This window comes from Pseudoalteromonas sp. TP27 (assembly GCF_056470645.1).
The window spans coordinates 1-9,126 of the sequence record NZ_JARDAK010000038.1; the positions used below are offsets into that span (position 1 = coordinate 1).

The window sequence follows — 9,126 nt, forward strand, 5'->3', positions numbered from 1 at the left end:
CTATCGTCTGCTCTAAAAGGAACGCAAAAACACTCAAGTAACGATATATATAGATCTTTCGGTTTTGTGTTGGGTGCGTTAATTAAAATAACAGGATGTATCCCTTCTGATTGGCTACCAACATAAGGTTGCGCAAATAAATCATAAAAACGTCTAATTAGTGTTGTTTTACCACTGTTTGAATCTCCCACAACAAGTAAATTCTTCATTATTGGACGCTTTGGTTTATTCATTAAAGAGACAAGGTTTTCTCTTACGTCTTTGGCTACTCCATAACCAATCCAACGGGGCTCATCTAAAAAAGTAATACGTTCTTCATCTGATGCCGTTACTAAATGACGGAATTTATCGTGAACGTATAGATAGGATGTTTCCATTATTCAATCTCCCCAAATGTGAAATTATTACTGTTTGAAAGCAATGTATTATTTGAAATGTTCATTGGTTCTATTTTTGTTGCTAGGGCTTCAATAGTTGTACTTTCCGATAACTGTAAAATACGTTTACGAATGGTTCGTCGGCTTGGACTACTAACTCCCTTTATGCTTGCTATACGTTGTACTTCTCGGATCGTTTGCTCAATCGTTGGTCTTTGTTCATTAAGGTAAAACTCATTGATGATTTGAGACATTAATGTGTCTTGCTCTTGGTTTAAGCGAGCTCTTCCTATTTTCCAACCACGTTTTTTATCGATTAATCCAGAAATAGAGCCAACAGAGTTATAGGAGTGTAACCAACGGTATAAAGTGCGCTCATTAACATTAACCACTTTTGCACGTTGTTTTACTGACGTTGGATTATATTGTTCAGCATTAAGTAACGGTTTGATGGCTTCATATTTAATCGATGACTTTTCCCAATATTGATCACCTATCGCACTTAAACTAATAGGTGTATCTTCACCTTTATTGACGTTAAGGTTTTCTAATTGATAAATACTAGCGATCTTACTTTGTTGTGTTTTTAGGTTACGGATCATTACTTGAGAATGTTCATCTAAGTACTCGAGTAATTCGTATCGTTCGCCATCTTCACGGTTTAGATAGATACGTGCTTTTTTTAGTACGATAGGATCGCGTTGTAAGCGAGTATGTTCACGGCAGGCTGTGATCCCTTTTTCGAGTAATTTATGATTCATTTTTACCAGCCCATACTTTGCTAAATTCGTTTAGAGGAGAAGGTTCGTGACAAATAAGCTGTTTCGTTGCCAATAAGTAAACGATGATTTGCATCCCTTTTTCTCGATAAAGTGAGCCAGTAAAAAAACGAGAAAGTAAGTAATCGATATTGGTGTAACCCATTAGGTTTACTTGATTGAGGACCGCTTCTATATCGGCTTGTTCGCATTGTAAGGGCTTATAATATTGCAGTGAATCGACGGTGTTATTACTTTTTGAACAGTCGATAGTGGTGTTTTTCATTTGCTGTACTGCATTTTCAAGTTCTGAAAAATCAACGTTAAGTTTCATGCGTTATCGCTCCCGCTTTCTGATTTGAGTGTTTCATCTAAGTCATTATCTGCATTTGGATATCTAAGCGTGTCGAGTTCAGGGTGGTTATTTGTGAACACTCCATTAGGGGCGGAATCACAGGTAATGAAAGTAAGGTAATACATGAATTTTTTTATTAGTTCATCATGCTGCTCTAGGGTGATTGGCTGAGGGGATTTATGTAAAGAATGGGTTTGAGTACAAACAATATCCTCAGCCAGTTGTCGTCTTTTTTTAAGTGCTTCGTTTTCTTTTACTCCAATATCAATAGGTGTAAATCCATCACCCACTTCACTTGCAATTACATTAAATGTGTAAGCCAAAAGATTTCTTATTTCGATGTAAGCGTATTCATAGTTTAGTGGTTCATTTGATGTGTTCATGGCTGCATACGTCCTTTTTATGGTAATTATTGTGTTTGATAAGAATAAGTTAGACGATTATTTTTAGCTTTAATCTGTTCAATAATATGAGCAATGGTGTAGGTCACATCCATGCAATCGAGAACGCCTAGTTGGATGTGGCCAACTCGTAAAGAATCTAAACAGTTTTCTTTATCTGGAATATCAACGTGGCCATCGGTGATGGTAATGTCGAGTTGGTTGTCCAGCTTCATAACGTGAAAGCATCCTGTGCTTATTCGATAAGCGTAAATATTAATCTCGTTAGGTATGATATTTTCTAAGATGCATTCAATAAGAACGTGTAGAGCGTTTTCATGTTTGAGTGTTACTTGAGGATTGAAAATAGGGTTAAACATAATATGAATCCTTTTTGTACAATAAAACATTAATGATATTTAATTTTCTTTCAATGTTGATAGTCGTTTTTTAGCCTCAAGGGTGACGTTGTGCCAGTGCCGTTCTTGCTCGGGTGATATTGGTTGGTAGCTTAGAGTTAAATGCTTATTTGATATTTTAAAAGGGGCGTTACTAACTACATTCATAGCAATTAGTACATCCTGCTCAAAATTGCGATTTTCCATTTTGTTTCCTTATTAACTAAATACATTGGGGGTTACTTATCCCCTTTTGTTGGTTGGCGAGGATGGATTGTACAAGTCAAGTATCTTGGTTTCTTGTTGATAAACGATTAAGCGCTTCGTTTCGTGCTCTTTCCCATTCTTTATCTTCTGGAGGGGGATTGGTTGGTGAGGCTGTTTTTTCTAGCCTATCGTTTGGTAAATGTTCCATGCAAATAATCACTTTACGCTCAAATTCTTGTTGAGCGTTCAAATGGAGAACTCGATAGTTAGATGGTCGTTTATTGGTCGTCTCTGATGAGCTTAGAGGGGCTTGTTCGTCTATCGTATATTTGATGGTGTTTAACCTTTGTTTATGTTTAGGGTATGGCATCATTTATATAAAGCCTCGTAAACATTACTAATCCATGAGAAAAACCAGATGAGAATGATTAACGGCTTGCTGATTATCATGGTTAAAATAATAAAAATAAGGTTCAAGTTAATGTCTACATTTTCGTTTAACGCCCAAGAAAATAAAGCAATATAGAAACAAGCAATAGGAACGGTATAAATTATGTGGTGTAGGAAGCGGTAGGTTGTGTTTTTTAAAAAACATAACCCGTTTTTTTTGCTGCTAAGCCAAATAAATAGTGCCGTTAAGTCTTTTTTGTTATCGCAGTGGCGATAAAGAAGCACGATAAGGTATTCAGTGAAAAGGGTGAATACTACGAGATAGAGGATTAGACCAAGTAGATTAAAATTCATTAATATTACGTGAGGTATAATTAACGATGCCATTAGTACTCGAACTGTATTCTTAGGGGTTATGGTGTCGTTGGTTTGCATTGTTCGTGCTCCATTGTTTGAGTGTTAAACGTAAAAACAGGAATGCATTTCCCGTCTTTGATTTCGGTGATTTCCGTTATTCGTCTGCCGTAGTCAGCATGACGGCTGGCGTGTATCAGTAGATTGACTGAGCCCATGATTTGTTTTCCAGCCAAATCAAAACTAATCAAGCCTTGGCTTGCAATGAGATATTGCAAACGTGATACCGCATCAATTGTGTTATTGGCGTGAATGGTGGTTACACATCCAGAGTGGCCCGTATTAATTGCTTGAAGAAAGGCGTCGGCTGCTGCCGCTTTTCGGATTTCCCCAACCCAAATTCTATCGGGTCTCATACGAAGTGACGTTTCAATGAGGTTCTTCATTTCAATTTCACTGTCTTTTCGATTCGGAGCTTCCAGTGATACGCGATAGGGCAACCAATCTAAGTACAGCTCTTGAGTATCTTCACAGGTAATGACGCGCTCATTAAGTGGAATGAATCGCGCTAAGGCGCGAAGCAAGGTGGTTTTTCCTGAGCCAGTATTGCCTGACACCATCATGTTACTGCCTTGCTGGATGTGTCCTTGTAAATAGACCTTCATTTCTTCGCTAAGGGCGCCATACGCCACTAATTCATCAATACCTATAGAATCCCTTGGTGCGACACGTAACGTGATTGTCGCGCCTTGTGGTGTGACGCTTGGCAGCGTACAACACAAGCGGGAGCAATCAGGAAGACGGGCATCCATGATAGGGGACTCATCGGTTAAGGTTTGATTTAAGCATAAGGCAATTTGAGTGATTAAATTTTTAAGGGTTTGCTCTGATACAAAGGTGGTGTCGGTTTTTTCAATCTTGCCGTTGCGCTCGATGGAGATTGAATCGAACCTATCAACAAAGATTTCAGTGACACCGTCACATAAAAACCATTGTTTGAGTGGTTCAAAGTGTTTCTCTACCCATTGCCATTCGTATTGTTTGGCAATAGGAACATCACCAAAGAGCGTTGCTATGGTGTCACTCATGTTGGCCTCTTAATTAGTAGTATTGAGTTTGGCCAAACAAGTGACCATTCAAATAGACTTCGGTGTATCTAAAGGTTTGGGTGCAACCTGTTGGGTAATATGGCCCATCTTTTGAGGTTCGAGCGCATCGTCTGTCTTTTACCATGTGTTCATCAATGGTTTTGGTTTCCATACAGGTATTCTTACCTTGACGGATGCATATCGTTCTTGTGGGAACATAAGCGGCAACGCCATCTTTTGAAGTGTATTTATCTCTAATGACTGACGTATCTCCAGCGGGTCGAACTTCGCAAGATGGAAATGGCGGCATAGAGGGTTGATGCCGTTTGGTTCTTTTCTTAAAGGCTTTCTTTGCGTCTCCACAGCCTTCACCAAATCCAGTCGGTAAACACATCCAAATAGCACAATCGGCTTCGGAGGCGGCGAGTAAAGGTGGTGTATAGAGCAAGGACAGAAGCAGAGGGGGCAGCAGTAAGTAAGGTTTCATGATTGGTATCCTCGATAATAGAGCATGACTTTTTTGATGTAGTTCTGTGTTTCTTTAAACGGGGGAACGCCCCCGTATTTTCTTACGTTGCCTTCGCCCGCGTTATACGCAGCAAGGGCCAATTCAATGGAATCGTATTGGTTTAATAGGCGAGCTAACAACGCCGTGCCAGTATGAATATTTTGCTCAGGATTGAATGGGTCAATGTGAGTGGAGTTCATGTCCATTAACTGCATTAAGCCTTTTGCCCCTTTGGGGCTAACGGCTCTATGATTGAAATTGCTTTCTTGCCTGATGATGGCCAGAACCAAGGCGCTAGGTACGCCGTAATACCGACTGCTTCTAGCGATAGCATCACAATGACGAGTGCATTTAGGAACGGTTTGTTTTCGGTTGTAGCTCGATGTCCAGCCATTGTAATTTCGCGCACCGGTGGATGTGGTATTTTCAGGTGCTGCAAAAGAGAGAGGCGAAAGAGTGCATAGCATTAGCCAGTAGGCAAATACCGTTATATTGATTTTCATGGGGTAAGTCCTTTGGGCTAACGTCGCTTCGCTTTGTTGCACTCAAACACCCCAATTATCATTCTGATAATCGTGAATTTGAGCGTGAAGGTAAACGCAGTGTGTATTGGTGCCAGCGAGTTAATGGCAATGATTGAAGGCTTGGTGTTCGTAATAGGTATTTTTGAAACGCCAACAAGCAGCATGACCATGGTTTTGTATAGAACGGAATGGTTTTACTTTCTAGCTCAATGCTTTTTTGCTTTAACTTGTACTGAAAAAATAACGTACTTCTTACTCTTTTTTGCTTAGTAAACAGCGGTGAAGTCAATACAACCGTAGTGATACCAGCGGCTTGCAGCTCATCAAGAAGAATAAATAAATCCTGGTACATTTCTTTATCCAGTGGTTGGGATAGCGTAGCAAGATGAACCTGAACTTTCTGTTTATTCCAAGGTGATGGAACGATGGCCAATGAGTGAATATATATCGATTGAACGGTAAACCCACAACAATAATGAAAAATCAGAAAAGCAATCACAGCACCATACAATAAGTAATTTGACTCAGGCTGGGTGATAAAACACATTCCTAACAATAGAACGCCAATTCCTCCTGTTTTTTGATAACGATGGTTAAGGTTGCGAATGGTTGATGGTGTGGTTTGGATTAGGTAGCTAAGAAAACTAACGCCTATCATTACAATAGGAACACTAACCAACTCAATGAAGAAGTAAAACGTAGTCATAATAAAGATGTCTCTATGTGGTAAATGACAGGCATGAAAAAAGCAAACCGACTGGCTTGCTTTGGATGAAAATATTAAAGGTTATATTTTGTATTATTGAGCGTGGTTACTTTTTTGCAGGTAAATGCTGACTGATTTTTCTTTGGTAATTTTCGATTCCATTGAGCCAGTGTTTCTAAAGAGGTGTAGCCGTAAACTTCATGTTTTTGAGCAATCAAATACATGGTGATGTGTTGCTGTGACTTAACAGTGTGCATTGTTTCTTCTATGAAATAGGCGTTGATTTACAAGCCTAGAGAGCATGGGTCGCTCGTATTATGTGAAGTCGGAGTATATGCTTAATGTTAGAATTGTCATTTGTATTCATAAGGCTGGTTAGACTATTTGGTTATAAACAAATAGTTAATATATTCATTATTAGCAGGTAGAAAAAAGCGAACGATTGCGTGTGTTTATTATGTGAATTTTTCTTAAAAGTGAGATGTTAATGCAATAAAAAAGCAAACCTGTTGGTCTGCTTTTTTGTGGTTCGATTTATGATGGTTATGATCTTGTTTTGTATTCTTTATGTACGTCCATCATGGTTGATTCTTCTTTGCACTTAAAGTCAGAATCGTTGTTTTTATTAATCGCTCTATTCCATGAACCCAATTTTTCTAATGAGATAACCCCATGTTTCTTATGGGTGGCAAATATGGATAGAAAACTGATTTTTGAGTGATTACATTTAAAATTCAAAACATTACTTTTTTCTGATTAATCCAAGACCAAGTAAACCGATTAACGATAAGAACCCAAGACTACCGCCACTGTCACCGCCGCCTGATTCAGGGGTTGGCTTAATAGTAATTGATTCACTATCTGATAGGTGAAGAGTACCAGTACCTTCTACTGTGTAAGTACAGGTTGAGAACGGTTGAATATCCGAGGCTTGAAAACAAGTACCTCCAGTAATTGTCGCTTCACCAGAAGTGTAAGCCATATCATTTACTTTACCTGATAATGGGTCATGCAATGATTGAACTTTGATTGTGGTTGACCCATTAGAAGTATTCGCAAGGGTTGGGTAGTGCCAGCCATTTATGTTTTCTAAAATGAAGTTTTTCGCGTAAAACAGATTTGTACCAAAGGTGGTGTCGCCATAGCCACTTTTAACAACTGCAACTATTTCATTGTTTACGTTTAGCCATGCGCCGCCGCTATCGCCTTCAATTCCTTGCCCTTGATTGATAAATTGACCATTAATGATATGTGGGGATTTATCTGTGTTTATATGTGCATTAACGGTGGCGTAATGTAATGGATTATCAGCATAATTGGTTGAACCAAACCCAAACAACGTCAGTTTCTGATTTTGAACAGAGATATCATTAGTTAAATCAGCAAAGTAATGGATTTGCTCACTACTTCTACTGCTTGGTAACGTCCAAAGTGATACATCAATACCAGTATCAGGAGTATCCCAATTAAGATGGTCTACTCTAGCAATGCTAGATACCATGGTGTTATCAGAAAAACGAATATTGTCATCGTTAGTACAATGCGCAGCAGTTAAGATGAATTTTCCTGCTATAACCGTTCCTGTACAGTCCATTTCGACCATATCTTGATAGTTATTCCAATTGACAGACGTACCATTAGTGACAGCATAAGCATTGCTTGATAGCAATAAGGTAAACAGTAATTTAGTGGCTAATTTCATTTTAATAAGTCCTTGTTTTTATGAGATCTATTATATCACTGTGTGGGTTGATGGGTACTTAATTATTCTGTTTTTGGTTATGATCTTTTGTTCTAAAAAGTCAGTGACTTATGATCGTTTAAGACGCTGATTACTCAGCGCCTTTTTAGTGGTTTATGTTAGTTTTGAATAAGCACTTTTTGAATGCTTACTTTGGCATGAGCCGTTCCCCATTTTTGCTCACTTTGTTTATGACCACCGCAGTTTACTTGTTGGCGACTCTCTCCTCCCATGACTTGAGATCCCGTAAATCGTGCATTTGCCGTTGCAGTCAGTCCACAGTTTTCTGATTTATCGGTAACAGAGGCAAGGGTTAAACCTCCACTGTTTCTTGGAAACGTTGCGGTTCCTTCACTGGTTTGTACCATGATCATTTTGGCATTGCTTGGGATATTAACTCGACCAGTAGTGTTGCCTGTATAAATCTGCTTCCATTCACCTTCAGTACTTCCAAATTGAGAAAGTTCATATTCTGTATAGCCTTTTGCTGGCGGTGGGGCTAGTGCGTTTAATTTCGCATTGTAGGCGGATTGATCTTTTACCGCATCTTCATAGGTTACTTTTGCGTAAGCCGATGGGAGTAGGATCAGTGTCATCATGCTGGCGATCAGTGTTTGTTTTAACATGGTATTTCCTTAATTAATGGTTATAGAGTTTTACATTGAGTGATGGCGGTTAAATAACCTGAGTGGTTGATTTTAATATCACCATCACTGTCTTTTTTTACGATGTTATCAAGCCCAACTCGCCATTGAGTGGCGCTTGTTGATTTTAAATACGCACGAATGCGCCCTGTACTGGTGTGCTCCTTTGGTGTGGTTATTTCTCCTATCATGAGATTGATGATGCTTTCTTTTCCTTCGGGACAATTTGGTCTATCAACGATGTCATCGTGTTTGACTAAAAACACATTCACTAAGCCATCAGAAACCACGGTTTGAGTGCCGTTGCTGTTTTTGATGGTGACGTCTTTGACGTTGGTTATCGCAAAGTTACCGCCCACATCCCAATCCCCAAGTAACGTCGAATCATCCCCGCTACGTTTCACCAATCCGTCATACGCAAAGGCCATGTCGGGCCTGTTTATGTATATCGTCATTTGGTTTAACGCGGGGTCATACTCATTGGTTGGTATTTGCGTGAGCATGGAAATACTCATCGACAATTCCGTGGTAAACGCGGGATCTCTTTGGTCTGGAAGCGTAAAGCGCATGACTGCTCGCCATGTGTTGGTGCCTGTTGGTGTTACCAGCGGCTCTCTTTCATAATTGATTTTCCCCCACGGGGTTTGGTCAATCAAAAAACAGAAGCCTTGAGCATTGTCAGCGGGTAAACAGGGT

The 9,126-nt window shown here is 39.4% G+C and carries 15 protein-coding genes; all 15 read right to left on the bottom strand.

Annotated features, from left to right (window positions below):
• Positions 1-377, bottom strand: a 377-nt coding sequence (locus tag PX700_RS21070) for a TniB family NTP-binding protein (RefSeq protein WP_479521847.1), incomplete at its 3' end; no start/stop codon positions are given.
• The gene (locus PX700_RS21075) at positions 377-1,138 is read right to left on the bottom strand and encodes a helix-turn-helix domain-containing protein (RefSeq protein ID WP_446701244.1); all 762 of its coding nucleotides are present in this window, start codon (positions 1,136-1,138) and stop codon (positions 377-379) included. The genes PX700_RS21075 and PX700_RS21070, both read right to left, overlap by 1 nt.
• Entirely contained in the window at positions 1,128-1,469 is a 342-nt protein-coding gene (locus PX700_RS21080; RefSeq protein ID WP_446701245.1) for a hypothetical protein, read from the bottom strand. Before PX700_RS21080 ends, PX700_RS21075 begins: the two co-directional genes overlap by 11 nt.
• Positions 1,466-1,873, bottom strand: a complete 408-nt coding sequence (locus PX700_RS21085; RefSeq protein WP_446701246.1) for a hypothetical protein — start codon at positions 1,871-1,873, stop codon at positions 1,466-1,468. Before PX700_RS21085 ends, PX700_RS21080 begins: the two co-directional genes overlap by 4 nt.
• Positions 1,874-1,899: 26 nt before the next feature.
• Complete coding sequence (locus PX700_RS21090; protein WP_479521848.1) at positions 1,900-2,106, bottom strand: hypothetical protein; 207 nt, start codon at positions 2,104-2,106, stop codon at positions 1,900-1,902.
• Between the two features lie 183 nt (positions 2,107-2,289).
• Positions 2,290-2,475 carry a hypothetical protein gene (locus PX700_RS21095; protein ID WP_479521849.1) on the bottom strand — a complete coding sequence of 62 codons (186 nt, stop codon included), beginning with the start codon at positions 2,473-2,475 and terminating at the stop codon, positions 2,290-2,292.
• A 76-nt stretch (positions 2,476-2,551) separates the two neighbouring features.
• Entirely contained in the window at positions 2,552-2,848 is a 297-nt protein-coding gene (locus PX700_RS21100; RefSeq protein ID WP_479521850.1) for a hypothetical protein, read from the bottom strand.
• 430 nt (positions 2,849-3,278) lie between these two features.
• Positions 3,279-4,307 (bottom strand): CpaF family protein, encoded by a 1,029-nt coding sequence (locus PX700_RS21105; protein WP_479521851.1) that lies wholly within the window; start codon positions 4,305-4,307, stop codon positions 3,279-3,281.
• Positions 4,308-4,320: 13 nt separating this feature from the next.
• Positions 4,321-4,794, bottom strand: a complete 474-nt coding sequence (locus PX700_RS21110) for a hypothetical protein (RefSeq protein WP_146866342.1) — start codon at positions 4,792-4,794, stop codon at positions 4,321-4,323.
• Positions 4,791-5,318, bottom strand: a complete 528-nt coding sequence (locus PX700_RS21115) for a lytic transglycosylase domain-containing protein (protein WP_479521852.1) — start codon at positions 5,316-5,318, stop codon at positions 4,791-4,793. Before PX700_RS21115 ends, PX700_RS21110 begins: the two co-directional genes overlap by 4 nt.
• A gap of 58 nt (positions 5,319-5,376) precedes the next feature.
• Positions 5,377-6,045, bottom strand: coding sequence for a hypothetical protein (locus PX700_RS21120; protein WP_479521853.1), 669 nt, complete (start codon positions 6,043-6,045; stop codon positions 5,377-5,379).
• Positions 6,046-6,119: 74 nt separating this feature from the next.
• A complete protein-coding gene (locus tag PX700_RS21125) occupies positions 6,120-6,302 on the bottom strand; it encodes a hypothetical protein (RefSeq protein WP_479521854.1) in 183 nt (60 codons plus the stop codon).
• A 485-nt stretch (positions 6,303-6,787) separates the two neighbouring features.
• Positions 6,788-7,747, bottom strand: a complete 960-nt coding sequence (locus PX700_RS21130) for a trypsin-like serine protease (protein WP_479521855.1) — start codon at positions 7,745-7,747, stop codon at positions 6,788-6,790.
• 158 nt (positions 7,748-7,905) lie between these two features.
• Positions 7,906-8,385, bottom strand: a complete 480-nt coding sequence (locus PX700_RS21135) for a hypothetical protein (protein ID WP_479521856.1) — start codon at positions 8,383-8,385, stop codon at positions 7,906-7,908.
• Positions 8,386-8,432: 47 nt separating this feature from the next.
• A partial coding sequence (locus PX700_RS21140) for a hypothetical protein (protein WP_479521857.1) occupies positions 8,433-9,126 on the bottom strand: 694 nt, incomplete at its 5' end.

Excerpts from the sequence above, each read along its gene's own strand:
- PX700_RS21075 (WP_446701244.1), bottom strand. The coding sequence starts at position 1,138 with ATGAATCATAAATTACTCGAAAAAGGGATCACAGCCTGCCGTGAACAT.
- PX700_RS21080 (WP_446701245.1), bottom strand. The coding sequence starts at position 1,469 with ATGAAACTTAACGTTGATTTTTCAGAACTTGAAAATGCAGTACAGCAA.
- PX700_RS21085 (WP_446701246.1), bottom strand. The coding sequence starts at position 1,873 with ATGAACACATCAAATGAACCACTAAACTATGAATACGCTTACATCGAA.
- PX700_RS21090 (WP_479521848.1), bottom strand. The coding sequence starts at position 2,106 with ATGAAGCTGGACAACCAACTCGACATTACCATCACCGATGGCCACGTT.
- PX700_RS21095 (WP_479521849.1), bottom strand. The coding sequence starts at position 2,475 with ATGGAAAATCGCAATTTTGAGCAGGATGTACTAATTGCTATGAATGTA.
- PX700_RS21100 (WP_479521850.1), bottom strand. The coding sequence starts at position 2,848 with ATGATGCCATACCCTAAACATAAACAAAGGTTAAACACCATCAAATAT.
- PX700_RS21105 (WP_479521851.1), bottom strand. The coding sequence starts at position 4,307 with ATGAGTGACACCATAGCAACGCTCTTTGGTGATGTTCCTATTGCCAAA.
- PX700_RS21110 (WP_146866342.1), bottom strand. The coding sequence starts at position 4,794 with ATGAAACCTTACTTACTGCTGCCCCCTCTGCTTCTGTCCTTGCTCTAT.
- PX700_RS21115 (WP_479521852.1), bottom strand. The coding sequence starts at position 5,318 with ATGAAAATCAATATAACGGTATTTGCCTACTGGCTAATGCTATGCACT.
- PX700_RS21120 (WP_479521853.1), bottom strand. The coding sequence starts at position 6,045 with ATGACTACGTTTTACTTCTTCATTGAGTTGGTTAGTGTTCCTATTGTA.
- PX700_RS21125 (WP_479521854.1), bottom strand. The coding sequence starts at position 6,302 with ATGCACACTGTTAAGTCACAGCAACACATCACCATGTATTTGATTGCT.
- PX700_RS21130 (WP_479521855.1), bottom strand. The coding sequence starts at position 7,747 with ATGAAATTAGCCACTAAATTACTGTTTACCTTATTGCTATCAAGCAAT.
- PX700_RS21135 (WP_479521856.1), bottom strand. The coding sequence starts at position 8,385 with ATGATGACACTGATCCTACTCCCATCGGCTTACGCAAAAGTAACCTAT.